Origin of the sequence: Flavobacterium panacagri (assembly GCF_030378165.1) — a bacterium.
Taxonomy (GTDB): Bacteria; Bacteroidota; Bacteroidia; order Flavobacteriales; family Flavobacteriaceae; genus Flavobacterium; species Flavobacterium panacagri.
This window is the reverse complement of record NZ_CP119766.1, coordinates 2,174,954-2,201,722: the sequence shown is the minus strand read 5'-3', so window position 1 is coordinate 2,201,722 and position 26,769 is coordinate 2,174,954. Positions and strand designations below refer to the sequence as shown.

Annotated in this window: 16 protein-coding genes and 1 tRNA gene; 6 read left to right on the top strand and 11 right to left on the bottom strand. The window is 33.8% G+C overall.

The features are described from left to right. Nucleotides 1-34 precede the first annotated feature (34 nt). The 5 genes from P2W65_RS09945 to P2W65_RS09925 form a co-directional block, all read right to left on the bottom strand. Nucleotides 35-388 (bottom strand): hypothetical protein, encoded by a 354-nt coding sequence (locus P2W65_RS09945; protein WP_289665265.1) that lies wholly within the window; start codon nucleotides 386-388, stop codon nucleotides 35-37. A 1,038-nt stretch (nucleotides 389-1,426) separates the two neighbouring features. Then, entirely contained in the window at nucleotides 1,427-11,305 is a 9,879-nt protein-coding gene (locus P2W65_RS09940; protein WP_289665264.1) for a SpvB/TcaC N-terminal domain-containing protein, read from the bottom strand. A gap of 71 nt (nucleotides 11,306-11,376) precedes the next feature. Beyond that, the gene (locus tag P2W65_RS09935; RefSeq protein ID WP_289665263.1) at nucleotides 11,377-13,344 is read right to left on the bottom strand and encodes a T9SS type A sorting domain-containing protein; all 1,968 of its coding nucleotides are present in this window, start codon (nucleotides 13,342-13,344) and stop codon (nucleotides 11,377-11,379) included. 31 nt (nucleotides 13,345-13,375) lie between these two features. After that, nucleotides 13,376-14,107, bottom strand: coding sequence for an outer membrane beta-barrel protein (locus P2W65_RS09930; protein ID WP_289665262.1), 732 nt, complete (start codon nucleotides 14,105-14,107; stop codon nucleotides 13,376-13,378). Nucleotides 14,108-14,118: 11 nt separating this feature from the next. Further along, the gene (locus P2W65_RS09925; RefSeq protein WP_289665261.1) at nucleotides 14,119-14,820 is read right to left on the bottom strand and encodes an outer membrane beta-barrel protein; all 702 of its coding nucleotides are present in this window, start codon (nucleotides 14,818-14,820) and stop codon (nucleotides 14,119-14,121) included. A gap of 184 nt (nucleotides 14,821-15,004) precedes the next feature. On the opposite strand from P2W65_RS09925, the gene P2W65_RS09920 reads away from it, so the two are divergent. Then, entirely contained in the window at nucleotides 15,005-15,646 is a 642-nt protein-coding gene (locus tag P2W65_RS09920; protein WP_289665259.1) for a hypothetical protein, read from the top strand. A 175-nt stretch (nucleotides 15,647-15,821) separates the two neighbouring features. On the opposite strand, the gene yiaA is transcribed toward P2W65_RS09920, so the two are convergent. Then, nucleotides 15,822-16,295 (bottom strand): inner membrane protein YiaA, encoded by a 474-nt coding sequence (gene yiaA / locus P2W65_RS09915; RefSeq protein ID WP_289665257.1) that lies wholly within the window; start codon nucleotides 16,293-16,295, stop codon nucleotides 15,822-15,824. Nucleotides 16,296-16,423: 128 nt separating this feature from the next. Here yiaA and P2W65_RS09910 point away from each other — a divergent pair, with 128 nt between their 5' ends. Both P2W65_RS09910 and P2W65_RS09905 read left to right on the top strand, forming a co-directional pair. Further along, nucleotides 16,424-17,926 (top strand): hypothetical protein, encoded by a 1,503-nt coding sequence (locus P2W65_RS09910; protein WP_289665256.1) that lies wholly within the window; start codon nucleotides 16,424-16,426, stop codon nucleotides 17,924-17,926. Nucleotides 17,927-18,250: 324 nt separating this feature from the next. After that, nucleotides 18,251-18,322, top strand: a tRNA-Glu gene (locus P2W65_RS09905). Between the two features lie 82 nt (nucleotides 18,323-18,404). On the opposite strand, the gene P2W65_RS09900 is transcribed toward P2W65_RS09905, so the two are convergent. Both P2W65_RS09900 and P2W65_RS09895 read right to left on the bottom strand, forming a co-directional pair. Then, on the bottom strand, nucleotides 18,405-18,788 hold the full coding sequence (locus P2W65_RS09900) for a hypothetical protein (RefSeq protein ID WP_289665255.1): 384 nt from the start codon (nucleotides 18,786-18,788) through the stop codon (nucleotides 18,405-18,407). Nucleotides 18,789-18,884: 96 nt separating this feature from the next. Further along, nucleotides 18,885-19,190: a hypothetical protein gene (locus P2W65_RS09895; RefSeq protein WP_179001288.1), complete on the bottom strand. Its 306-nt coding sequence runs from the start codon at nucleotides 19,188-19,190 to the stop codon at nucleotides 18,885-18,887. A gap of 501 nt (nucleotides 19,191-19,691) precedes the next feature. Between P2W65_RS09895 and P2W65_RS09890 the strand changes: the two genes are divergently transcribed. Next, on the top strand, nucleotides 19,692-20,180 hold the full coding sequence (locus P2W65_RS09890) for a DUF1761 domain-containing protein (RefSeq protein ID WP_289665253.1): 489 nt from the start codon (nucleotides 19,692-19,694) through the stop codon (nucleotides 20,178-20,180). A gap of 121 nt (nucleotides 20,181-20,301) precedes the next feature. Further along, nucleotides 20,302-21,447 (top strand): GNAT family N-acetyltransferase, encoded by a 1,146-nt coding sequence (locus P2W65_RS09885; protein ID WP_289665252.1) that lies wholly within the window; start codon nucleotides 20,302-20,304, stop codon nucleotides 21,445-21,447. 42 nt (nucleotides 21,448-21,489) lie between these two features. Here P2W65_RS09885 and P2W65_RS09880 read toward each other — a convergent pair whose 3' ends face one another. Next, nucleotides 21,490-22,359: a diacylglycerol/lipid kinase family protein gene (locus tag P2W65_RS09880; RefSeq protein WP_289665251.1), complete on the bottom strand. Its 870-nt coding sequence runs from the start codon at nucleotides 22,357-22,359 to the stop codon at nucleotides 21,490-21,492. Between the two features lie 62 nt (nucleotides 22,360-22,421). Here P2W65_RS09880 and P2W65_RS09875 point away from each other — a divergent pair, with 62 nt between their 5' ends. Next, entirely contained in the window at nucleotides 22,422-23,384 is a 963-nt protein-coding gene (locus tag P2W65_RS09875) for an App1 family protein phosphatidate phosphatase (RefSeq protein ID WP_179001296.1), read from the top strand. Nucleotides 23,385-23,601: 217 nt separating this feature from the next. On the opposite strand, the gene P2W65_RS09870 is transcribed toward P2W65_RS09875, so the two are convergent. Both P2W65_RS09870 and P2W65_RS09865 read right to left on the bottom strand, forming a co-directional pair. Then, a complete protein-coding gene (locus P2W65_RS09870) occupies nucleotides 23,602-25,524 on the bottom strand; it encodes an ABC-F family ATP-binding cassette domain-containing protein (protein ID WP_289665250.1) in 1,923 nt (640 codons plus the stop codon). A gap of 222 nt (nucleotides 25,525-25,746) precedes the next feature. Further along, nucleotides 25,747-26,745: a TerC/Alx family metal homeostasis membrane protein gene (locus tag P2W65_RS09865; protein ID WP_289665248.1), complete on the bottom strand. Its 999-nt coding sequence runs from the start codon at nucleotides 26,743-26,745 to the stop codon at nucleotides 25,747-25,749. Nucleotides 26,746-26,769: the final 24 nt, after the last annotated feature.

Below are 26,769 nucleotides of genomic sequence, written 5' to 3'. Positions count from 1 at the left end.
CATAATTGTACTCTAACACTTAACCTTTCTGCAGTTATTTATGTAATATGTTCTTTTTATCATTTCTTCTATAGTATTTATCCTTGTAAAGAAATACAGTTCCATCAGTGGTAATAGTATCTTTTAATCCATTATTATATGAAATTATTAGAAATTGCTTTCTAAAATTCCATATACCATCAATTTTTTTTAACTCTTTTAAATCAAGAAAAAATGATTTGTCTATGTGTATTTTGTTTTTATCTTTTAGATTTATTAACTCAATACTTTGTACATCTTTTTCACTTTTTGAAAGAGTTTTATATAAATTACAATCTGAATTATTGTCACAAGAAAAATTTAGACATATAGTCATCAATAAAAAAACAATCAATTTTTTATTTCTCATTTTATTTTTTTTTAATTTTTTATAGCCGCTTTTACTCCATCATCTATAACGGCATCCTCATAATCTTGAGATGTTTTATTACCTGCATTTTTTATTATAGTGGGAGTAAAGACTTTTTGTTCGATTAACTTGTTGTATAAATTATTTGGTGTCTGAAATTTATTAGTGCTATCAGGCCTGCTGAACAAAGTCTTATTCGCAATGCTACACAAATGTCTATGACTTTTCACCGTACAAACAAATATACTTAAAAATATATACGCCGGATTTCTTGGCCAACCTTCTGATGGTTCCTCATTTTCATCAACAGGTTTAATTACTTCTCTTGGATATGGATCATCTGTAAATTCTGGCGTGCGATAAATTCTCTATTGTGCTGGTAGAAAATAATAAACCTCATTATAAAACACAAAAAAACCTCGCAACTTGCGAGGTTCTATTCTTTGTTATTCTTTATCGATTATCTTTGCGGCACACGAAAGGATTCGTGCGGGAGCGGGGAAAAAAGTTTCTTTATAGATGCGGATTTGCAATCCGTACCCGCAACAGTAAGACACAAAAACAAATCATTACAACAAAAGTCACACAGATTAATGTGCCTTTTTTATATTTACAAAGAAAACGAGCCAAGCCAACTTTACGGCACGGATTGCAAATCCGTGCGATCATCGTGAAAATATATATGCGATCGGGATTATAGTTTTCAACTAAAAGTAAATGACTCAATTTATGTTAATTACAAATATCATTATAATATCCATAAAATAAATAAGCGAAAATACCTAAAAAAAGAATTGTAAAAATCAAAACTAATTTAATGCTTTTTTTAAGATCAGATTTAATCCAAAATTTTAGAATTAAAATTTCAATAAGAATCAGAACTATATACTGAATTAATAATGTTTGTGCAATAACATAAAACTGTGTTTTTATCTGACTACAATCTATATTGGGAGAAGTTCCTATGAGAATAGTTTGCAAACAAAATGAGAGTAACAATAAAAAACTCGTTAAAAATATTTGTTTTTTCATATTTTACTAATTAGTTGGATTTTCGATTGGTCTTTTTGATGAATTAGTAGGATTCATTTTACCTTTTGGGAAGTCCTTTGTAGGAGCCCAGGATGGATGATGATGCTTCATATTTGATGAACCTATTTCTGTTGATCCTGGTACGTTATTTCCACCAATAAAATTACTTTCCCATCCGTCAGCTTTCATAAAATAATTTGCAGCGCTATTAGGGTCAGCTTTAACATTTTTTGCTTGAAATGCATCCAAATCCAGAGTGAATTCGATAACAACATTTAATCTTTGTTTAACTTTGGATGGATCTTGATAATTACCATTTTTATCTTTAGCCAAACCATTATTATACAAGTCTATCGCAGCATTTTCATCTTTTACATAATCAACTATTGCTTTTGTCATTCCTCTAGAGTAAGCTGCTCCCATACTTGATGTCACCATCTTTATTGATTCAGTTATATTTCCATTTGAATCACGTTCTAATGAATTAACTATACTTGACGCATCTATTCTCCCTTGTTTATATCCTGAACTATATCTATTAAGTGGATCCATATTAAAACTAAGTCGAGACATTCCTCCTGTTTTTCCTGTCCTGTCAGAAGACCCATCATAAAATCTAGCATTAAAATCTCCAATAGCCTCTTGGGCTTTAAAAATCCAACTTTCCCCCCAATGTTTCGCTTTTCCTCCATCAGAAGCACCAGTACCTCTTCCCCACATTCCGTTTACAAAAATTATTAATCTTCCATCCGGATCTATAGCATTTGTAGGGTTATTTGCAACGTATACATAACTGCCAATATTCAAGTATTTTTCTTTTAACGGATCTACACTCAACCACAAACTAGTCTTCATATCCAAATACCTCGCCCCATAATAACTCAAATTCGTTTCTCTATCTAACTCCTTCCCATTAAACAAGTAAGGTGAACTGAACGATGATGAATGCTCCTCAAATAACACTTCCCCAAAAGCAATATATTCCACATGTTGTGAAATAGAACCATTTTTGGTGGTAATATACGAAGTACTTCCCAAATGATCCGGATGAAAATAGAAAATATCATTTTCGGGCATTCCTGTTCCTGTGAAACCTTCTCCTCCTTTTACTGTTGTAGGTTCTACTGGAGGGCCAAATTGCACAGGCGATCCCGGCACATCGCCCGGTGCATTGAAAATTGGATTTCTTGGCCATCCTTCTGGCGGTTCCTGATTTTCTTCTACGGGTTTAATGACTTCGCTTGGATACGGATCGCCTGTAAATTCTGGCGTGGCATAAATTCCCTGTTGTGTTGGTGGCCCTGGCGGTACTCCTAAACTTTTTACATAAGTGTCTAATGCTTTTTGCTGTTCCGCCGTTAGTTTGCCGTAGTTTATACCTCCAGCGGTTAATTTTAAAGGCTGTGCAAAAGTTCCGTTACCCAATTTGCTTACGATTCGCCCTGCTCCTTCAAAATAATGTTTGGTAAATTTCCCTTTACTAATTACAAAATAAGGAGAAACATAACCTGTATAATCATCCGTATGTACAATTGTTGCAGCGGTTTCACCATTTATGGCTACATTCTGCGAATCGCCTGAACTTTTTATTACTCTTTCTCCTCCTGCATCATACGTATATTGGTGAATTCTTCCGTTATCGTTAATTCCCATCAAACGGTTTTCTTCGTCCCAAGTCATTTTTCTGAAACTTTTTTCTTCGGTGTAACTGGTTGGGTTTCCGTTGCCGTCGTACACATACTCTCTTGGTTGTGCTTTTCCTGTCTCGGCAATTTTGTTTGGCGCATTCGGGTGCAGTTCGTTATCGTAATTATACTCTAACGCATAGCCTTTGTGTTCATTGTTTACCATATGTACCAAGTCTTTTTTGGTAATATTGTGCATTTTGTTATAACTCATATTCAGCTCATAACTCGCTTTGGTAAACTCGCCTTGATATGTCGCTTTTGCAGACTTTAAGTGGTAAAAATCATCGTACTGGTATTCATGCGCAGAAGTTCCGCCCAAAGTATTGTTAACTATTGGTGCGTTATTTTTTATACTTAATACGTTTCCAACTAAATCATAACTGTATGCATTGTTCATGACTTGTCTTGAACCGCTTTTTACCTGTAACTGTTGTAACCTTCTCATAACAGGATCGTAGGTATAATTGGTTTCAGTATCGTTTCCGTATTTTAAATATTTGCGCTGTTCAAATTCGTCATAACTCAATTGTTTAATGTAATCGTAGGTATGGCTTTCTTTTTTACCCTTCATGCTCTGCAAGTTTCCTGCACGGTTATAGGTATATTCTACCACTTCACCATCTGGATACGTCATTTTCTGAATACGGTTCCAGGTATCGTATTCGTATTGTGAAATATAAGTTTGTACATCGGTTGGCGTAATACGAAGTGTTCTAATCTCTTTTTCTACTTCACCCAATTTTCCATAGAAAAACTCTTGTCCGCCACTGGCATCCTGTACGAACCATAATCTTCCACGGCGCGAAGCAGTACCGTCAGCTTTTCCGTAATTGTACTGCACATTGTTCTGCGGGTTTTTAGGGTATTTTATGCTTTCCAAACGGTTGTAATTATATACATATTGTATAGCACCGCCGTTAGGAACTGTATTTTTAATATCTTGTGTGATACGAGTGGTCAGGTTACCTGCCAAATCGTATTCCATTTTTGTTGTTCCTGCATCTGGATGCGTAAACTCTACACGTCTTCCTAACCAATCGTAACTGCTTTTGGTAATATGATCCATCGCATCGGTTACTTTGATCATTTCGCCCAGTGCATTGGTTTCAAACTTTGTGGTCAAATCGTTCTGCATACTGGCTAAATTTTGTCCAGTTGCATCAGTAAAAGTCTCAGTTGTTTTGTTTAAAGCATCGGTTTGAGTCGTTCTTAAAACAGGAACTCCATCATAACTTTCTATGGCAAAAACTGTCGAATTGGTACTTCCGTCTGGCAGCGTTACTTTTACTGGACGGCTTATCTCATCGTACTCTGTTTTAGTCGGCGTTACATTTGAAACTGCTGTACTAAAATTAGTATCGACCGTTGAACTTGTAGTTGGATAATAAGTTGTTGTAACTCTTCCCAATCCGTCATAAATTGTTTTTCCAGAAATAATAAGCGATTCCTGATCTGGACTTCCTGCCTGTGTAAATAAACTGGCTGTTTTTTTTACCTGTAAGGCTCTTCCCAAACCATCAGTATAAGTAAAAGTTTCAATATCTTTATCAAACTCTGGATCGTAATTTTTGGTTTTCGCATAAGGAACTTTGGCTTCTGGGAAATATTCATAAGCAATGGTATACGGTTTTCCAGAAGCAACTTCATAAGGTGCTTTAATAGTTGCAATTCGGCCTTTTCCGTCAATGGTATAAATTGTACTTTGATCGTTGCGGTCAGTTGTTTTTAGCGGAATTCCAAAACGATAATCGTATTCCATTTTATTTTGGTATCCAAAAGCATCTTTGATCTCGGTCATGTATTGATGATTTTCGGCATCAAATACATATTCCAAAATCATATGTTGTGCTTTATGATTTTCTGGGCCAGTAATTTTCTGCAGGTTTCCATACGTATCATACTCAATATCGGTAATGGCAATTTTATCTGTAGCAGCGTAATTTTTAATCTGTGTAACCTCAGCAGTCGTTGTATTAATGGTTGTTGCTCTCTTTCTTTTTAAACCTTCGGTTGTAAATACTTCCAGCTGCTTTGGGATTCCTCCGTAATATGGCGTAGTGCTTTCGTAATAACTGATTTTAGCAGTTACTTTATCATCGGCAGTTCCGTTTCCTAAATCTTCATACTGAATAATATTTCCCTTGGCATCATAGGTATTAAAAGTATTGATTTCTAAATATTCACTTCCTCCTTCATACACTTTTTGATTCACATGAATTAATCCCACGAAAATTCTTTTAGCATCACAGGAAGGTAAATTTAATTCTGAAACTGGAACACTCGTCTGAGTAGCCACCTCAACAAAACTATATTCGTTTTCAGATTCCTGACGCATTTTTCCGTTTTTGTCTAAAATATAACTGTGTTTTAGAAGATTCCTTCTAAAATAATCCTGATTGTAAAACTCCTGCACGGTAGTCATAAAAACAGAATTATTGGCAGCATCAATCTGTTCCTGAATCACTTTCCCAAATCCGTAAAACTCTCTTTCGCGACGATCTTGATATCCGTCTTCGTATCTAAATTTTGCTATCGAATGATCGATACCGTCTCCTGTGTGTCCATCAAAAACGTCAACAGACTGCAATACCCATTTGGCAGACGGATTTTCATAACTTGGCTTAGTTAGTTCGTAATCTACCACATAACTGTTTCCCGCAGCATTTTTAACGCCTTTAAGTTTGTTGGTTCTTTTGATGTTAGAAAGCTGTGCTGTAAGGTGGCCGTCGTCTTTAGAAACGATATAATCCAGGTTTCCATCACCATCAATATCTGTAAAAGTTCCTTCAGAACGATTCGTGCTCCATCCCTTACTTCCTCCAATTGTAGGTGTAATACGTAATAACCAAACCACAATGTCAATAGAAACATTGGCATTTATACCATAACTAACCCCCTTATTCTGATTCATTTCTGAAAATCTTGGATATATCACAGGCGTATCAAAAGCATTTCCTAAATTTAACGACACCATCATGGTATTGCCTACATATCGAATTTTATCTGCAAGTCCGTCACCATTGATATCCATAAAAGATTCATCGCTATCCGATTGTGATCTGGCATAATTTGCTCCTCCCGAAATAGAACCTTGTTTAATACTAAATCCTAAGCCAGCACTCCAGTCTGTAGAATTTCCTTTATTAATCGTATTATAGTTCCATTTTTCGGCAGGTAAAAAACCATATCCTGTATTTAAATAAACATCACCGTTTTCTGAGATTTTATCTGGAAGTCCATCACCATTAATATCACTGTGTACCATTGCAGAACTGTCTTCACCTTTTCCCTGCGAAGCATTTACCGAAATACTGTTTCCTCCTTTTTCAGCTTCTTTTGAAGCAGTTCCTTCTGAAGATTTCTTTTTTACATCTACTTTACCAACGGTCACACTCAAAGAATTTGAAGGTGCTCCGTGGTTGTAACTTCCTCCAAAATTTGGCCCCTCAGAACTTGTTTTAGAATGACTAAAATTGTCTCCAATATTGATTATCTCATCTGAAACCTTTCCTACTGGAGCCGTAAGCTGTATATTTCCTCCACGAATGTAATCTGGGAAACGGTCGCCGTTGAAATCACTCATCGTTTGTGTTACGTACGAATCTCCGTCTATGGATTTACTATATCCTAAGTTTGCCTGACCAGCCGAAACTCCCGCTGAAATGCTTTTACTTTTGCTTTCATTAATCATATCCAGCGCCGTTGTACTGCCTCCTTGTAAATTAGGAAGTGAAAAATCAGTATAATCCGCTATATCATCTTCTCCTAATCTTGAAGTTCCTATCGTCTGACCTTTTATGTAAATTCCTTCTTCTAAACCTTCCCATTTTGTTTTAGCATAAGATGGATTTAAGGAAACAAAATAATTATTTGCTATTTCATATCCTTTTCCATCATAATTTTCAGGATCTGTATTGTTTAAATCTGGCTCTGTATTATAAGCGTCGGATTGTTTTAACTGTGTCTGATCTATCGTATTGGATGCCAGATTTCCATTAACAACAAATCCTCCCCAATTTCTGTAATATAATCCTAGTGTTCTTTCATCAGAATTTAAAAGACTGTAAATAGCAAAATCATCTGTTGCTTTGGTCCAGATTACATCATCTGTTAAGTTTGTAAGATCTTTTAAATCGGTTACCTGAACTTGAATATTTAAAGCATTGGCTTTTGGATAATTTTTTAGAATCGTAATCGATTGCTGATTTGATACTGTTATTTCTAATTGAATTGGCTCTCCTAAAACAGCTTCAGGATAGTTAACAGCATTATCAAATGCGTTATTTTGCAATACTAAAGTTCCTGCCGCAATCTGGTAACGATTACGTGCCAGCAGTTTATTATTTTGTTTTGCGGATACAATTACTTCTCCGTTATAATTATTAATATTCCCTGGATACTGAAATGGAGTTGCCAATATTAAATCTTGTGGAAGAATACTTAATTTCACTTTTCCAGCCACCGTAGAAGTTACTCCTGGTATTGCATAATTTCCTTCTCTTTTGTTGTATAAGAAATGAGAAACCTCTAAAGGGACTTCTTCGGCAACACCACCTGGATAGGCAGGAATTGTTACCATTGGTGCAAAAGAAATACTCTGCCAATTAATATTGGTTGCTGTTTCTAAAGCCATACTAATCTGCGTTTCGGCTTCAAAAGCTGGCAAAGTCACAGATGCTAAATTAAATGAAGCTACTTCTTCTGCTAAAAAAGTCCTTTCGAAAACCACAACAGCTGGGTTGCTTTGATCTAAATAATTTTTAGTAATTACTAATTTAATATGATCTGAGGTAACCGGTTTGTTTAAAATCCCTTTAAGCAGAACATTTCCCGCAGTTGGAACGACTTTTCCTGCCAAAGAACTGCTGAAGAAATCAGTACTTGCCTGATAAGATGACAACGAATAAGCATTAACATCTTTTAAAGATGAAGGTACGGTAAAATCACTTTCTGCAAGATTACCATTTAAATCCCTGTCATATTGTTTGACTTGCAAATAAGTAACAACTGGATCCCAAATTACGGTATCAAAATTTCCATCTTTTAAGGAGCTTACTCTAAAATACAATCGTTCTCCTTTCTCAACAGAAAGTGAAGTATTTTGTCTGTTTTTAAGGTTATAATCTGTTGCTGCGATTGTCTCATTCCAAATTAATTGATTTCCTTTTTGAAAATAAAGTCGAACACCATCTGCTTTATCCTCTCCGGCATTGTTTACATATTCTGCACGGGCTTTTATTCTTTCGGGAATTGTTTCCTGAATTAATTGATATTGATGTGAAACTGAGATAATTCCTTTTACAGGAGCTTCCCACATACGCACTACATCGTGCAGCGGATTTTGCTTTTCTATTTCTTCTGCTGAAATGGTCGTAAACCCAGGAATGGTTACGTTACCGCCTCCAAATACAGGAGAAGGAGTTCCTGTACTACTGTTTCTAAAAGTCGGAATTCCATTTTCCAGACGATTATAATATACTTGTCCATTGCGAACAAAATCGGTCAGACCATCACCATTAAAATCCATAAAGTAGACTTTGGTTTTATTGGTTGAGCGCTGTTCATCATATCCTATATTTCCAAATTTCAAATTCAAATCAACACCCCAATTAAATGAAGTCGATTTAGAATATCCTACATCACTAATATTCAGCTGTTGCAAATCACCAAAAGAATTCTGACCAGAAGCCGATAAATTCTTTCTGTAATAAACACCGCTTTTTGTTTTAAAAACTTTATCTGGCAGTCCATCACCATCTAAATCTTCTAAAATTACAGCAACATCAGATGATCCCCAGCTATTACCTCCGTGTCCTCCAACAGTAAAACCTTTCAAACTTCCTGCATTTGTCGCCAAACCTATACCAAGTCTATAACTCACTCCCTCTGTAGAACCTTCCGTACTGCTTACCAAAGAATGTTTTCCAGAAAAAAGCACATTACTGAAAACAGGAATAGAACTGTTCTTTAAATTATCGTTCGGTACAGTCCAATTCTGCTCTGGCCCAAACGGATTGTATTTACCCGAAGCATCACGAATATCATCGAAATAATCTAAAGTATTGGTGTAAAACAATTTAGACTCTGAGTCGTATTCTGAAATTGACTCCAACAAAGTCTTTTTGAAAGCACCTTCCTTAAATTTCAATTCGTAACTGCGAATCATATCGTTTTTGTAACGCACTTCAATTTTTCGCAGTAATTGATTGTGCAACTGTTTAAAGCCTAATCTGGCCGAAACCTGCACATCTGGACGGTTTGCTTCGCCAAGATCTGAGTTTTTTACAAAAGTGACACTATAATTTCCTTTCTGCGAACCAAAACCAGTATAGTATACTTTTTTAAGATATAATTCTCCGTCACGTTTATCGTATTCGTATTCAACTGTATTTCCTTTTAAGTCAATCTGAAGACAAAGTGCCCAATGTCCAATATTTCCGTCAGCATCCTGCAAGACACCATTTACAGCAAGTCCAGATTGTGTTCCGCCATAATAACTCGCTATTCCGCTTTTGTCTTTAACCACCCAATAGTAATTTTTAGGAGATGATCCTTTGCGGATGATCTGCTGAAAAGCACTTTCTCTTCTTGGATAAAATTGCTTGTCTGAAGTTCTAGCAATCCATTCCGCTCTGTGAGTATTTGGAATCAGTGCTTCTCCCGCAATTGCATAACTTTCGGTCTCATTTACGGCATCATACCTTGGTGCTCCCCAACGCGTTTCAATATTTACTGATGGTGTCGAAATATCCCAGCCCATTCCTGCCCAACTGTGGCCGCCATCACTATCGTACTGTAAATTAAAAGAAGGCTGCAGCCCTCCTCGTCCATTCGGAATAACGATAGAAAAACCAGTGCTCATGGTTCCTCTTCCGTTTGCTGAAGGCGGTGCAATAGATTGAATCCCTACTAACGGACTGGCCGCTTTTAGGTCTTTAATGCTTGTTGGTGTATAACCTGAAGTTTCAGGCGATTCGGGCATTTTTATAATTCCGGCAATAAAGTCGGTAAAATGAGTTGTTTTGGCCTTAATAATTCCTTGTTTAATGTCCAGAGAATCTTTGGTTACTTCCTGCCAAAGGCGTTTATTTTCGTCAAAATAAAACACATTGATATCTTTTTCTGTATAACCTTCGGGAATTGTTTTTTTATCGTATGGAAGCGAAAGTGTCACGGCTTTTTCAAAAATGGTTCCGTGAGGCAATAAACGAAAACCTGCATTTACGGCTGTCACATTTACCATCGCTGAGTTTAATGGTGCAATATCAATTTTACGCAAACCGCTTACAGAAACTTTTACATTACTTTTTAAAGCACCAGCTGGAAAAATAGCCGAGAAATCTTTATATTCTAAAGAATTGGCTGTTTCAAAATGGATGGTTTTTGAAATACGTTCTTTTGCATTTTCGATTGGTCTGAAACTTTCTACTTTAGAAAAATGCGATACCTCTATTTTCTCATTTACAACAACTCCTGAAACCGTTTCTTTTTCTACAAAAATTGATTTACCTGTATTCTGAGCATCCAAAACCAATTCAAATTCTGGCTGGTTTACATCAATTGCAATTCCGGCAATGCTCATTTTTTTAATCTGTGATGGAAAATTGACTCCTTTGATGTATAATTTATCAGCTGTTTTCAGGAGTGTAAAATCAGAAGTTTGATTTCCGTTTTTATATACTATTCGTACGTTTTTAATTTTATATCCATTTGCATTTCCTTCAGGAGCTGTAAACAAAAGCACATTATCTCCTTTTCGTAATGACTTTTCAGATAATAATTCAGATTGAGTAGTCCACGCTTTGTTATAAGACAAAAATTGTCCTCCAATACTGGACTGATTATTTAAACTTCTCGAAATAGAAGCGGCACAATCATAACCAAATAATTCGTATTCTAAATAAGCATTCTCCTTTTCCGAAGGAAGTTCATCTACCTTTAAATGAAAAACATTATCGTAGGCATCGTCAATATCTTCCGGATTATCAACTCCAATAATTCCTTCTTTGATATCAGCCGTGTATAGTTTTGTCGTTTTATTTTCATTTTTTACAACAACCGTCGAATCAGAAACTGAAACCGTTTTTTCTTCTGCTGTGTTTTCAGAAAATAACGAGGTCATTTTATATTCACCAATATTAGCGGCAAACAAAAATGCTCCTATTAAAAATACCAATATTATAATTCTATTTTTCATAAGCGGGTTAAATCGATTTGAGACAATCGGTTTTATATTTGAATAATCTGAACCAGTTTTACGGTATCAAATTATTTCACAATTACTTTAAAGGTCTTACTTCCAAAATCTGAAGTCACATTTACCAGATACATTCCAGACGGTTCTTTAATACTGTCTTCATGCAGATGGGTTTCAATCTGACTGTATTTCTTCTCTTTTAAAAGTGATCCTGTAAGCGAATAAATGCGAATCGAAGTATCAGTCTTTTTAGGAAACTGCATCGCAATTGAAAATTTGCCATCTGTAGTTGGATTTGGATATAATATCAAAACACTGGAATCTGTAATTTCTTTTCCATCTGTTGATACAGCAATCTTTTTAGCCGTTTTACATTCTTGTCCATTTATCAATCTAAGCTCATAATTCCCTGGCTGATCGATTAAAATCTTCGGATTGTCCTCTATAAAATTACCTTCATAAAACCATTGGTATTGATAATTTCCCGATGGTAAATCCTTACTGGCATCCAAAAGCAACGCATTTCCATCAGTAAGCAGATAATCTGATTTTAGGTTCGGAAAAGTTCCTTCTTTATCGGCAACAAATACGGTTTCTGAATAGAGATTTCCTCTTTTATCTTTTACGATATAATCATACGTTCCTGATGAAAGCTGTACGCCACTCTGACTTTTAGCGGCTTGATTCCATTGTTTTACTACGGCTTCACTGCCTTCTTTTTTAACGGTAACGGTAAAAGGAGCTTCTCCGCCTTCTATCGTATAATTTAATTCTCCAGACCCAGAAACGCCGCATAAGGCTTCGGTTATCCAAACTCTGCTAAACATTTGCGGAGCCACTTTTAAAGTAAATTTTGCTGTTCCTGATTTCTGTTTATTCCAGTCAAAATCTTTTAAAACTAATTTTTCTGTACTCGAAGTGCTTCCTAAACGAATGTATTCTGAATCGTTTTCATCATAAGTTCCCTTTCCAGAATAATCAACTAAAAGCCAGTAATACGTATCTTTTGGCAATGTTCCTTTTATAAAAGCAGGATTAAAAGTCCAATCCAAACTTAAATCGCTTGGATTAGAATAATCCAATTGCCATTCTCTAGAAACGCCAATTGGTTCTCCTTGCTCTTGTTTTTTAACTAAGAGATTCTTTCCGTTATCACTCCAAAAAGCAAAGTAATTATTGGGAATTTTATCCGATTTACTTTTCAATTCAAACGTCATCAGTCCTTCGTCGATCATATTATTGCTCTTAAGCTGCAATAATCCGCTGGCATCGTCACGACCAACTGCGGTAATTGATGAAGAAAATCCTTTATGTTTTTCAGCATCCCAAATTGTCTCGCCTTTACTGTTTGCGTAATTTTTATTATCAAAATTTGATAACGAAATTCCATATTTTATCGCAAGGTAACTCGCCGTTTTCTGTGTTTCTAGACCTGATAAAACGCGATCGTAAATCAATATTTCGCTTATGTTCCCTTTAAAATCTTCAGGAGGCAATTTCTCCATTTTGGATTTTTGACCAATGGTTAGCGAAGACAATTTTGCAACAGTATCTGTTACATTCTGCTGAAAAAAATGAATATTGGCTTTGTGAGGTTTTATCTTTTCCTGGTAAGACTGATATGAATACTTTTTTAAATCGACCAATCGTTTGTTCGTCGCTGCCGAAATTATTTTTTGAGGATCGTTTATTGTCCATAAAAATTGCTCTTTCAGACTGTCTTGCACTTTATAAACCATAAAAAGCGTCTGGCGTCTTTTACTATCTGAGCCCAAAGGCACAATTAAAGAATCCTGCGAAGTATTAATAACAATGCTTGGATTAAAATTAAAAACTGCACCATTGTGTTTTTTTATTGGCACCTTTGCTTCTTTATTGTTTATAAGACTTTCCCAATAATAGTTCTCTCCTGTATTTCTGGATTTAATCCAAAAAAAAGGTTCTGAAACTGCTCCAGGCAATACTTTCTCTTGTGAAAAAACAATATTCGTCATTAGGAATACTGATACATTTACCAATAAAAAAATCCTTTTATTCATAGTGCAAAGTGATTTTTATAATGAAATAGGATTAGAAATTACCTAAATCATCAAAGTCAAAAGAATAACCAATAATTAATGAAATACTATTGATCTTATTTTTGTTTTCGCTATAGCGATGTCCATTTTCTTCGGTCATTAAAGCATCTGTAAGCCCTAAAGAATATCGTGCCCCGATAGAAAGATTATTACTAAATTCATATCCTGCCGATAAAACGCCGTAGAAATAATTTTTACCCGTCAAAGATTCTTTTAATACTTTCTGAACATTAGCATCCGGCTCAAAATACACTCCAGAATCGGCAAATATTTGCTGTGCATTTGAGGAGTACTTGATATTATCGCTGGCAATATTAAAGCCTACATAAGGCCCAGCGCCAATATAAAAACCTTCAACTGGATAATATTTAAACTGAGCCCCAACATTAATATAACTGTAACCAAATGTCATTTTATATTTAAGTCCTTTTACATCTTCGTAATTCAAATCAGTTCCCTGACCTGAATAAGAGACTTCTGTTTGAATCGCAACCTTTGCATAAGGATATTTCCAGTTGATGAAAAAACCGCCAGTTCCTCCAAACTTTCCTTCTTCTTTTAAAGTGTAGCCTTCATAAATACCTTTTGGCACTATCACGTCCGGAAGGTTAGACATTTTAGAATAAATTCCACCACCAAAAAGACCATAAGTTATTTCTCGATCGCCTTGGGCCAATACCGATTTTGTGCTTACTAATAAAAGAAGCAAAATAATTTTTTTCATTTTTTTATACATTACCATTGATGAAAACTGTAGCCTAACGAAAAACAAAAGACACTGCTTTTATTTTGATTTTCGATAAACTGAAAAGAAGATGCATTACTTTTAATCATGTCTTTTACGCCCAAATAGTAGCGAAAGTCAAAGTGAATGCTTTGATGAAGTTCATAACCTAATGCGAAGCATAATGCAAAATCGGCATCTCCATCAAGACCATCTTTATAGAATTGTCTCGTGGCTACATCATACATACCACCCGCTTCATTAGACGTATAAGTAATATCGTTTGGAGATAAATTGATACCATAAAAAGCTCCTGCACCAAAATTTAAACCTTCGTACGGATAAACTTTATATAAAGCCCCGATTTGCAGAAAAGCATAATTCAATCCGAGTTCGAACTCTTTGCCAACAGCATCCTTATAAGTCACTTTTTCTCCTGACTGTCTAAATAAGATTTCTGGCTGGATGGCAACTCGTGTATCGTGAAGCTTACAGTTTAAAAAGAAACCGCCTTCTAAACCGAATTTTCCTTTGCTTTCCATCACGCTATTATCAAAAGTATTATCTCTCCCTTTAATGCTTTCTGGAAGATTACTGAAGGTGGAGTGCAAAACTCCAAATTTTAATCCGTATGTAATGTTAGTTTCGTTTTGACTATAGATTGGGACACTTAAAAAAAAACTAAAAATTATTAGGGGTAATATTACTTTCATCAGCAAAAATTTCTGCGAATATATGTATTAATTTTAGCTTACATCGAAAGAAAATCGACGAAAAGACAAAAAAAACCGACAACATACCTGATTTCAGGTAATCTTTGTTTTAAATATTACTTATACATTTGCTTGCCTTTTCCTAATGAATCATATAACATTTACTACAAATTTTAAAAACACTATGAAAAAAACAATTTTACTCTTATTCGCCCTTTTATTGTTCAGCAGTACAATTCATGCAAAATATATTAAAGCCGTTTTGTACATGGAAGATGGCACTGTAAAAAAAGGGCTGGCTGAAAAAGTAGAATACGATGATTCTAAAGTAAAATTTAAAACTGACGAAGAAGCCAAAAAAGAAAAAATCGCAAGTACCGACATCAAAAAAATTGAATTTACTGATGATAACAACGTAAAATCTACTGCTGAGAGATTGTATGCTACAACGGCAAATCTTCTGACTGGAAAATTTTCGAGATCAGGCAAAAAAAGATGGATGTACATTGTTTATGATAAAAGTGCTAAAATAGGCTACATCTTTCAGCCAGGAAGTAACCGTCCAAATGCGGCCGGAACCAGCAGAGTAATTACATCTCCAAATACATCTTACTTTTTTGGAAAAAAGAATAGTGAAGAATTAGTCTTTGGATTCGTAGGTGGCTACTCTGTAGCTATTGGAACAGATTCATTAATTCGTAAAATGTCTAGGGAAGCTTTTGCTGACTGCCCAAAGATCATTGAAGCTATTGAAAAAACAGACTTTAAATTAAAATCTGCCCTTGAGGAACTTCAATCTATTTTTGAAAAATATCCGTGCAAATAATAAAACCTAAAAGAACCAAAACAAAAGCTTCAGAGAAACCTGGAGCTTTTATCTTTTATATCAAACCCTTATCTATAGAATAAAAGTTCATTTAGAATTTCATTTCCTTATAAATTAAAATTTTAGTAAACCCCAAAACCGCGCAGTTTGCGACAGTAATGGGGCCCGCTAAAAACTATATGCTAGTCGATTCAAATTGCTTAAGATCCCTGGTGTTTTTCTGTACAGCAAGAGCAGAAAACAATCCTAAAACGAATGCCATTCCGAAAAATCCCTTTTCACTAAGTAGTAAATCGGCATTCCAAAGACCTATGATTAGTAATACTATCGAAGCAATGGTACTAAACCAGCTTATGCTATAGTATAAATCGGTTACAGGTATGCCTTCTAACCTGTCTCGTACACTTTTTTGCACTGATATTACGGAGAAAAGACCAAAAAGAAGAATTGTAAAATAGTAGCCTTTTTCATTATAGGCCATTCCTGAATTATAAAGACCAATACAATAAGAAGCCATCCCTAAAATTAAAGTCATCCACGATGCTCCGACAAAAGCGGCACTTGGCTTTAAAGGACTATTCCCATTATTTAATCTTGCATTTTTTGATTCTGAATTGTTGTTTGATTCATTTGATTTTAGCGGTTCCATAATTTTTTATGTTTTATAATTATGAAGCAAATTTCTATATGAAACTGTAGTTATGAAAATCAATTTTAAAATAAAACTGACGATATAAAAATACATTTTCATATTTTTACCATAATAAAAACGTACTTATGAATGCCCTTCAAGAAATAGCAAACATGATGAATGATTCAGAAAAAAAGGCATTCATTAATTATTTATCAAGAAAGAACAAACGAAAAGACGTTGGTAATATAGAATTATTTAATTCTTTAAAAACTGACGATATAAAGAATAAAAAAAACATTTTAGAAGATAAAAAAAGTAACGATGCCTATCATGCACTCAGAAAAAGACTTTACGACAACATAATCGATTTTATGGCCAACCGAAGTTTTGAGAATGATACTTCACAAGAAAATGCAACGCTCCGTCTTATTGTAGTGAGCCGTTTATTTTTTGAACATAAGCTTATAAAAACAGCATTTAAATGTTTGGCTAAAGCCGAAGAGACTGCATTAAATATTGAGCATTTTAGTCTTCTCAACGAAATCTACATGACGCAGATTCAATTTGCGCATTTCAATCTGTCACAACCAATCGAAAAAACAATACAAAAGTTTAAAGCCAATAAAAAGAAGCTTGAGTATGAGGAACAGCTTAATTTAGGTTACGCAGTTTTACGACGTGAGCTTGCCGCTATTTATCATGAAGGGAGAATAGTTGACTTTCAAGAACTAATACAAAAAACTATTGAAACACATGGAATATCGTTAAGACAGGGATTGACTTTTAAATCCTTGTATCAAATTTTATTTATTGCCAACGAATATGCTTCTATAAACAACAACTTCTCTCTTATTCAGCCCTTCGTTATTAAAAGTTATCGTTTTATCAGCAAAAAAACTGATCTGGCCGAACGTCATCTCTACTATCATATCTACATTTTGTATTTTATTGCTAATTTCTATTTTCGCAATGGTCAGTTTTCTGAGTCTGTAAGTTATTTGAACCCGATGTTTATAGAACTTCAAAAACAATCTGGCAAATACTATCAGCGTTTTAGCCTTAGATATTTTCTATTATTAGCTTTCAATGAAAACTATCTTGGTAAACCACAGAAAGCAATAGAAATTGCCGAAAAATCACTTTCTGCAAACAAAAAAGCTGATCCTAACGACAGCAATGATATTCGTCTCATGCTTATTGTTTTTTATGTACAGCAAAACGCAGGCCGCAATGCTGAAAAAGAAATGGCAAAATTAAACCATACCGACAATTGGTACGAAAAAAAAATGGGAATGGACTGGACAATAAAAAAGTGTCTTATCGAAATTCTGCTTCACGCACAGCAAGAAAACACAGAATTGGCATTGTCTCGAATAAAAAGTTTTAAACGACGTTACAAAAAATATCTTTTAACCGTAAATGAAGATCGTGTTGTACAATATCTCTTATTGGTAGAACAATATGTCCTGAAACCTGAAATTATACAAACACAAAAATTTCAAGAAACCATAGAAGACTTTATAATTACTGCACAGAGCGGACCGAAGGATATTGTAATTATGAGCTTTTTAGCTTGGTTACTTGCAAAAGCAAGACGAAAACCAACCTATGAAACAACTTTAAAACTCCTTAGAACTTATTTTTAATTCTTTTGAAAAAGTTAGACTCCTATTATTAAATTCTGCAATTTCAACAAAAAAAAAAAAAGAATATTCTTTCAAACAAAAAAAATATTCAATAAAATTTATTTTTTTTTGAAAGCCTTCCTTTTAATAAAAAATCTCTTTTTTATTTTCTAAATATTAAAGAAACAATTATCAATCAAACAAATACACTTCATGTACCTAAATTAATTTGCGATTATCTATCTTTAAAAATGGTATCCCACAAATATTCGAAGAAACTTTTTTTTCAAAGCGTCTTGTATAATTCAAAATTAGTTCTAATTTTGCACCCGCAATAGCAAAGCAGGTCCGTTCGTCTATCGGTTAGGACGCCAGGTTTTCATCCTGGTAAGGGGGGTTCGATTCCCCCACGGACTACTTAGCAAGACAAAAGCTTCAGAGAAATCTGGAGCTTTTTTATTTTTAAACATTCTACAAGCATATTGCATTTTTAGAAAATTCAATCTAGTGGAAACATCGAATAATCTCCCGCCAATAACATCCTTTTAAATTTAGTTCTTGATGAAGGATAAACAAAAGTTATAAAAGGCCTTTTGTATTCTTTAGGCATTACTACAACTGTATCTAAAACCACTATGCCTGATGAATCTATTTGTACTTTTAATTTTACTTCTGAAGATTTAATTTTTACTTCAGGTTTATTTACAGGACATAACCTCCTTTCATCCTCATTTCCAGCCACTCTAATTTTAAGAATTTCATTATCAGTATCAGTAATAATAACACTGTCGTTACTGTACGCATATCCATAAACGCCCATATTTCTGTTACTTGTACATGAAAACAAAGTATAAAAAAGTGATATTAGGATTATTTTTTTCATTAAAAATTAATTACAATTATTTTGGAGCTGATTTTTTCAAACAAAAAAAAGACCATCTTTCCAAATGGCCTTTTTTCATGTTATTTTGAGAAAAATTTATGCTCTAAATAAAGCATATTTATTGTAGTTGTACAACACTTTATCATAAGGAACAAAAAGCGAAACAATCTTCTCTGTTGATTCATCAAATTGGATTCCATTATATTTTCTAAACAAATAGATTTCTTTTAAGCAATTCGAAAGACTCTGATGAATCTCACTTGTAAAAGTTGGCACTTTTTTGTCGCCAACTAAAAGATCGATTTGGTAATTTGAACTACTTTTTGACAAATTGTTCCCAATAATTCTAATAGTAAAAGTGGTCTTTTTTCCGTATTGCTCACCTTGATATTGCAGTGTCATAATTTCTGTTTATTAAAGTTAGTAATAGCGCGGTTTTTACAAACTTTGCTGTTTTGGATACTTGTATTAAAGTTATAAAATTTTAGACAAACATAAAAAATTCCTTTCTAAATTAAATGTTATTTTTTTAAAGAAGTGCTTCTGTCCAAAAACAAAAAAACCGTAACGAATTACGGTTTCAGCAATTAACTAAATATATTTAATCAACTTTTTTAACGAGTGTAAAATTCATTCATAAGCACGATTAATTTTTGGTAAACATTGTAATTTATTTTTTGGTTTTGGTTAAAATAACAGCTTATACATACTTGGCTTTTATTGCAAGATTTTAGCTCTTAATTTATTTTACGAATTTATATATTTCATAGATAATATTCGCATAATATCGATAAACTGTTAATAAATTTCTTATTAACAAGACTTATAGCACTTTGCAAAAATCTAAATTCAGTATCTGTTTTTTAACTACATTTGACTAACTAATCCTAAACCCCTCATATTATGAAAATTAACTTCATCGCATTGCTTATCTCTGCAATTGTTACCCTTGTTGTCGGTTTTATCTGGTACAGTCCAAAAGTGTTCGGAACCATCTGGATGAAAGAAAACAACCTCACACAAGAAGAACTTAGAAAAGGCAGCATGCTTAAAATTTTCGGATTAACGTACATTTTTTCGTTAATGATTACTATGACTTTAATGTCGCTTACCATTCATCAATCTGGTGCCATCGGAATGGTTGGAGGCCCGCCGTTAATGGACAGTGCAAAACCTTCTTTTACCGCTTTTATGGCCGATTATGGAATGGCATATAGAACTTTTAAACATGGCGCATTACATGGATTTATGTCTGGTTTATTTTTTGCGTTTCCGTTAATTGGAATTAATGGTTTGTTCGAAAGAAAATCCTGGAAATATATTTTTATTCATACTGGCTACTGGCTAATTACGCTTACTTTAATGGGCGGCATTGTCTGCGGTTTTGCATAAAAAACAAAATATCAAAAACCCGTTTGAAACCAAAAAATCAAACGGGTTTTTCTTAATAATAACTTAAAGAAAGTGAGTTATTCTAAATATTATCTAATTTTGACGAAATTAGTTCACACTCTTGAATACAACTTATTCTTTCCAGATTTACAAAAGCGCCTCATTACTACCATTAGAATGGAATTCGCTTGCTGCTGAAAATATCTTTTTAACTCGTGAATATTTAGAAGTTCTGGAAAATTCTTCTCCAGTAAACATGACTTGCCATTTTATTGGACTCTTTGAAGAAGAAAAATTAATCGGTATTGTTTTAACGCAATTTCTTTTTGCTGAAAAACTAGAATCGTTTGGAGAGCGTGATAAATGCTTAAAAACTTCTGTTCGAAATTTTGCATTGAAGAATTTTGCTTCACATGTTTTATTCGTTGGCAACAACATGCTGACGGGACAAAACGCTTTTATTTTTGATAAAAATATCAAAGAAGCAAAAGCCATTAAAACCCTTCACAAAGCCGTAAATCAGCTTAAAAAAGACCTAAAAGAAAACGGAAAAAAAGTTCACATTACAAGCATAAAAGATTTTACTGCTGAAGAAATAAAACCACTGCAAGCCGAATTTAAAAACAATTATACGTTTTCGACTCAGCCTAATATGGTTTTTGAAATCAGGGAAAACTGGAAAAACGAACAGGATTATATCGACGCTTTATCCAAAAAATATAGAGATCAATATAAAAGAGCCCGAAAAAAATCAGAAGGAATTGTAAAACAGCAAATGTCATTAGCGGATATTAAGCAATATGAAGATGTTATTTACGATTTGTATTTTCATGTCGCTAAGAATGCTCCGTTTAATACTTTTTTCCTCGCTCGAAATCATTTCAGCTTTTTCAAAGAAATCATGGGTGATAACTTTTTGTTGTATGGTTATTTCATTGACGAAAAACTAATTGGATTCAATACACTCATCAAAAATGGCGATACCATGGATACTTATTTCCTTGGCTATGACGAAAGTATTCAGCGCGAAAAAATGCTGTATCTAAACATGCTTTACGACATGATTGCCTATTCTATAAAAAAAGGATTCAAAGAAATTGTATTTGCTAGAACTGCACTCGAAATAAAAAGTTCTGTCGGTGCAAAACCTGTTAAAATGTATGGTTTAATTACGCACAGCAATGCTTTAATAAACCATAACATTTCGAGGTTTTTCAATTATCTGGAGCCCAAAACAGAATGGCAGGAACGAAATCCGTTTAAATGACAACTTTGACAAAGTTCGAAACTTTGTCAAAGATTCAAAGTTTTAAGGCACCGCAATTTTCATCTGTTTATGCAGAATATGAATTTCCAAGGAAGTCTGTGCCCCGCAATATTCCCCATCAATTTGAAAATTAACTGGATAATCGGTTTTTATTTCGGCTTTTTCTGTTGAAATAATGACAATATCATCTGAATCAATTGGCATATTTCCGGTAATAATTTTTCCAATTAATAACAAATCCAGGCTTTTCAAAATTACCAATTCAAACTTCCCGTCGTTCATCGCACCATTTGGATTGATGACTACCCCTGTTCCGTATTTCTGCGAATTGGCAATTACAATCATTCTTGCGGTATGTTCCACTGTTTTATTATTTGCCGAAATAGTGGCTACAAAAGGATCTTCAGATTCTTTTAAAGTTGTAAAAGCCTGCAACGCATATCCCCAAAAACCTCTCACATCACTTTGTTCGTAATTTTTAACCAAGTTTGCATTCAATCCTAAGTCGCTTAAATGAATGCTTTTTTTACCGTTAATACATATCATATCCATTTCGATATAATGATGCAGAAAGGCTATTTTGAGGTTTTCCTCGATTCCATCGGGAAGATTCAAATCTACCGAAAGCCCGTTTGCAGAACCTGCTGGTAAAATACCAATTATGACATCTTGTTCTTCCATAGCTTCGGCAACCATTTTAATGGTACCGTCACCGCCAGCCACAACAATTCGCTCTGGTTGATATTGCTTGTATATAGATTGTATTTCTTTTGGGTCATTTTTTCCAGTGGTTTCATACACTTCCAGATCAAAATGATTGGTCGCTGCAAACTCTTCTACAGCTTCGATTAAGTCTGATTTATCAAGATCTCCCGATATCGGATTTACAACAAATAGTATATTCTTTTTCAAAATTTTATTTTTAAAACCAATTTAAATTAAGTAAATTACAGTTACCTAAATATACGTAATTAATGAAACCAATTCTACAATTATATCGCGGTTATGCAAATGAGCAAGAATTAATTGTGATGGGGCACGTTTTAAAGAAAGAGCACAATTACGATTTTGAAAAAAGAAAATTAAAAAACGCTACTTCAATCTTAAAGTTATTCCGAATCAAAACCATTAAAAATTTTGATGTTTATCTTCATTATAATAACGAAATCATTCACACCAAAACTCTAGATGATGGTTATTTCAATTTTTGTATTCCGTTGGAAAAAGAAACGCATTTTGGCTGGATGCCATATGAAGTTAGTTTGAAATACAATGACGAAACTATAGTGTGTAAAGGCAGTTTTATACGACCGCACAAAGGCAAACTCGGAATCATATCTGACATTGATGATACTTTTTTGATTTCTCACACCAAAAATTTTTTCAAAAAACTTTATATTTTACTTTTTAAGAATGTAAATGACCGTAAAGTCTTTAAAGATGTTGTCGCTCATTATCAAGCCTTAAGTCAGGCAGGAAGAGACAAACCTGAAGAAGAAAATGCCTTTTTCTATATCTCCAGCAGTGAATGGAATTTATACCGTTTTATTGCAAAATTTACCAAAATCCACAAACTTCCAAAAGCTGTAATTCTCCTGAAAGACATTAGAAGAGGAATTACTGATTTCTTTATGAGCGGAAGAGGAAGCCACGATCATAAGTTTGAAAAAATCAAACATGTTGTCGAATTCTATCCTACTTTAAAATATGTTTTATTAGGTGATGATTCACAGCACGATCCTATTTTATACGAACGTATCTGCAAAATATTTCCAGTTACCGTAATTGCGGTTTACATTAGACAAACTGGTAAATCACCAAAATCTGAAGTCCAAAAGATTCTAAAAAACCTAGAAAATCTGAATGTTTCTGTCTGCTATTTTAAAGAAAGTGGCAAAGCTATTGAACATTCAAAATCTATTAGGATTATTGAATAGTTTTTTTTTGTTTCAGGTTTTGAACTAATGAATATTTAACCGCAAAGCACGCTAAGTTTTTTAAGCGAGAGTTTTTATAAAACACAAAGTTCGCAAAGCTATATAAATAAAGCTTTGCGAACTTTTTACATCTTAAAGGCAAACTATAAAAAAACTTAGCGTGCTTTGCGGTAAAATTTAGTTACCAGGATTACAACTTGAAACCTAAAACAGAATATTAAGCATTAAAACTATCAATCTCTTCCTGAACGATTTCCCAATCCATTAATAACTGCTCTAGATCTTCTTTCTTTTTATTATAAGCCGTAAAAAAAGATGCGTCTTCAATATGTTTATCGTAATTGGTTTCCAGCATTTTATCGTCGTGCTGAATCTGTTTTTCTAATTGCTGAATCTGACTCTCGATTTTACTTAATCTATTTTGAAGTGATTTTCCTTTTTTCTGGTCTTCGTAAGATAATTTGCTTGCTTCTTTTTCTTTTGTAGCTGGTGCATTTTTTACCACATCTTTTTTCTCCACTTCGCGCATATTCTCCATATTACGCTGTTCCAAGAAAAAGTTGATATCGCCTAAATATTCTCTAATTTTTTGGTCTTTGAATTCGTAAACGATATTCGACATTCCCTGAAGGAAATCCCTGTCGTGAGAAACTAACAACAAAGTTCCTCCAAATTTTTGAAGCGCGGCCTTTAAAACGTTCTTAGACTTAATATCTAAGTGATTGGTAGGCTCATCCATCAGCAGAACATTAATTGGCTGTAATAATAGCTTACAAAGCGCCAAACGGTTACGTTCTCCTCCCGAAAGTACTTTTACTTTTTTCTCTACATCGTCTCCGCGGAATAAAAATGCTCCCAGCATATCACGTACTTTCATACGATTGGTGTCGGTTGCGGCATCTTCCATCGTTTGAAGCAGTGTAATTTCTCCATCCAAATGTTCCGCCTGATTTTGGGCAAAATATCCTAATTGTACATTATGACCCAATTTGATATTTCCTTCATATTCAAATTCATTTACCAAAGCTTTGATAAAAGTAGATTTCCCTTGTCCGTTTTGTCCAACAAAGGCAATTTTACTTCCTCTTTCGACTAATAAACTAATGTCTTTCAGAATCGTTTTATCGCCGTAGGCTTTGGTTACATCTTCAGCTTCGATTACTACTTTTCCTGGTTCTTTTGAAACAGGGAAAGAAATATTCATTACAGAATTGTCGTCTTCATCAACTTCAATTCTTTCTACTTTATCTAATTTTTTAATCAACGACTGCGCCATCGAAGCCTTTGAAGCCTTGGCACGGAATTTCTCGATTAATTTTTCTGTTTCTTCAATTTTCTTCTGCTGATTTTTTTGAGTCGCCAATTGTTTCTCACGAATTTCATGACGCAATTCTAAATACTGAGAATACGGTTTATTGAAATCGTATGCTTTTCCTAAAGAAATTTCGATTGTTCTATTCGTAACATTGTCCAAGAACATTTTATCATGCGACACAATCACAACTACCCCAGGATAATTGCGAAGGAAATTTTCTAACCAAATAATACTTTCGATATCTAAGTGGTTGGTTGGCTCATCCAGAAGTAATACATCATTAGACTGTAAAAGTAATTTTGCCAATTCGATACGCATTCTCCATCCACCAGAAAAAGTTTCGGTTTGGTTATTAAAAACTTCTCTTTTAAAACCTAAACCTAAAAGAATTTTTTCTGTATCTCCAACATAGTTATAACCACCTAAAAGTTCAAAACGGTGCGTATAATCAGATAAATCCTCAATGATTTTAGCGTATTCTTCACTTTCATAATCCGTTCTGGTAACCAATTGATGATTGATTTCTTCCAGCTTCTTTTCTACAACTTTGATTTCAGTAAAAGCTTCATAAGCTTCCTCTAATACGGTTCTTCCCTGTTCAAAATCAATATCCTGACGCAAGAAACCCATTTTAATATCTTTCTCTTGAGAAATAACTCCTGAATCCGGTTTAAAATCTCCTGCCAACATTTTTAGCATGGTAGACTTACCTGCTCCGTTTTTACCAACAAGACCTACTCGGTCTCCAGCTCCTAAACGGAAAGTTACTTCTTCAAATAAATAGGTTCCTCCAAAAGAAACGGAAAGATTGTGTATATTAAGCATAATTTTTTCTGCCGGTTATAAAGTTTAGAAACTTTATTATTTATTAAATAAAACAAACTGTAAAAGCAGATTGCCATTTACAATTTTGAAAGTGCAAAAGTATAACTTTTAATTGAAGTTTTATATTGAAAAACAATCCCTTTTGCAATATTACAAAACATAAAAACGGATTGAAAATTTGGCATAATTCTCAATCCGTTTATTTTTAAAATTAAAAAAAAATTATGCTTCTTTCGGTTCTGGCATTAAGATAGAAGCTACCACAGAAATAAGAAGTACGCCTCCAATTACCAATAAAGAGTAAATTGATTCGATGTGATAGAATGGCGAAATAATCATTTTAATTCCGATAAATGATAAAATAATTGCTAAACCATATTGTAATTTACTAAATAGGTGAATGAAGTTATCCAATAAGAAAAATAATGCTCTAAGTCCTAAGATTGCAAAAATATTTGACGTATAAAGTATAAACGGATCATTTGAAATTGCAAAAATAGCTGGAATAGAATCTACTGCAAATAACAAATCTGTAAATTCAATTACAGCAACAACTACTAAAAGCGGTGTTGCTAATTTTTTTCCGTTTTCTATTGTAAAGAATTTATCTCCGTCATATTTATCACTTACACTAAAGAACTTTCTAATCAATCTTGCCCCTCTTGTATTGTTATAATCTTCGTCATCGTCGTCGTCTCCAGATGACCATGATTTAACACCTGCGTAAACTAGAAATAAACCAAATGCAGTCATAATTAAGTTAATATCATACTTAAATCCTTCTAATCCAGCTAGACTTAAAAGTTTGTTTAAATAGGTTAGTTCAATTAAGAAAGCTCCAGAGAAAATAAAGATTGCTCTAAGTACTAATGCCCCAATAATCCCCCAAAACAATACCTTATGTTTATTTTGATTAGCTACGTCAAAAAACTTAAATACCAAAATAAATACAAATAGGTTGTCTACAGAAAGTGCTTTTTCGATCCAATATGCCGATTGAAATTCGTAGAATTTGGCTGCGCCTGCAAAATAGTATACTAAACCACTAAAAATCATGGCCAAACTTATCCAAACTAATGACCAAGTTATAGCTTCTTTATTTGTTACTACGTGGCTTTTTTTATTAAAAATTCCTAAATCCAGCAATAGCATTATGACTACTGCAACCGCAAAAACGATAATTAAACCGGGATGCTCTGAAAAGATTGGGTGTTGATTCATTTTTAGATATTAATTAAGTTAAAA

What these genes read in the sequence shown, in the direction of transcription:
- P2W65_RS09925 (WP_289665261.1), bottom strand. Translation starts at nt 14,820, where the DNA reads ATGAAAGTAATATTACCCCTAATAATTTTTAGTTTTTTTTTAAGTGTC.
- yiaA (WP_289665257.1), bottom strand. Translation starts at nt 16,295, where the DNA reads ATGGAACCGCTAAAATCAAATGAATCAAACAACAATTCAGAATCAAAA.
- P2W65_RS09935 (WP_289665263.1), bottom strand. Translation starts at nt 13,344, where the DNA reads ATGAATAAAAGGATTTTTTTATTGGTAAATGTATCAGTATTCCTAATG.
- P2W65_RS09945 (WP_289665265.1), bottom strand. Translation starts at nt 388, where the DNA reads ATGAGAAATAAAAAATTGATTGTTTTTTTATTGATGACTATATGTCTA.
- P2W65_RS09890 (WP_289665253.1), top strand. Translation starts at nt 19,692, where the DNA reads ATGAAAATTAACTTCATCGCATTGCTTATCTCTGCAATTGTTACCCTT.
- P2W65_RS09940 (WP_289665264.1), bottom strand. Translation starts at nt 11,305, where the DNA reads ATGAAAAATAGAATTATAATATTGGTATTTTTAATAGGAGCATTTTTG.
- P2W65_RS09870 (WP_289665250.1), bottom strand. Translation starts at nt 25,524, where the DNA reads ATGCTTAATATACACAATCTTTCCGTTTCTTTTGGAGGAACCTATTTA.
- P2W65_RS09930 (WP_289665262.1), bottom strand. Translation starts at nt 14,107, where the DNA reads ATGAAAAAAATTATTTTGCTTCTTTTATTAGTAAGCACAAAATCGGTA.
- P2W65_RS09865 (WP_289665248.1), bottom strand. Translation starts at nt 26,745, where the DNA reads ATGAATCAACACCCAATCTTTTCAGAGCATCCCGGTTTAATTATCGTT.
- P2W65_RS09895 (WP_179001288.1), bottom strand. Translation starts at nt 19,190, where the DNA reads ATGACACTGCAATATCAAGGTGAGCAATACGGAAAAAAGACCACTTTT.
- P2W65_RS09910 (WP_289665256.1), top strand. Translation starts at nt 16,424, where the DNA reads ATGAATGCCCTTCAAGAAATAGCAAACATGATGAATGATTCAGAAAAA.
- P2W65_RS09920 (WP_289665259.1), top strand. Translation starts at nt 15,005, where the DNA reads ATGAAAAAAACAATTTTACTCTTATTCGCCCTTTTATTGTTCAGCAGT.
- P2W65_RS09900 (WP_289665255.1), bottom strand. Translation starts at nt 18,788, where the DNA reads ATGAAAAAAATAATCCTAATATCACTTTTTTATACTTTGTTTTCATGT.
- P2W65_RS09875 (WP_179001296.1), top strand. Translation starts at nt 22,422, where the DNA reads ATGAAACCAATTCTACAATTATATCGCGGTTATGCAAATGAGCAAGAA.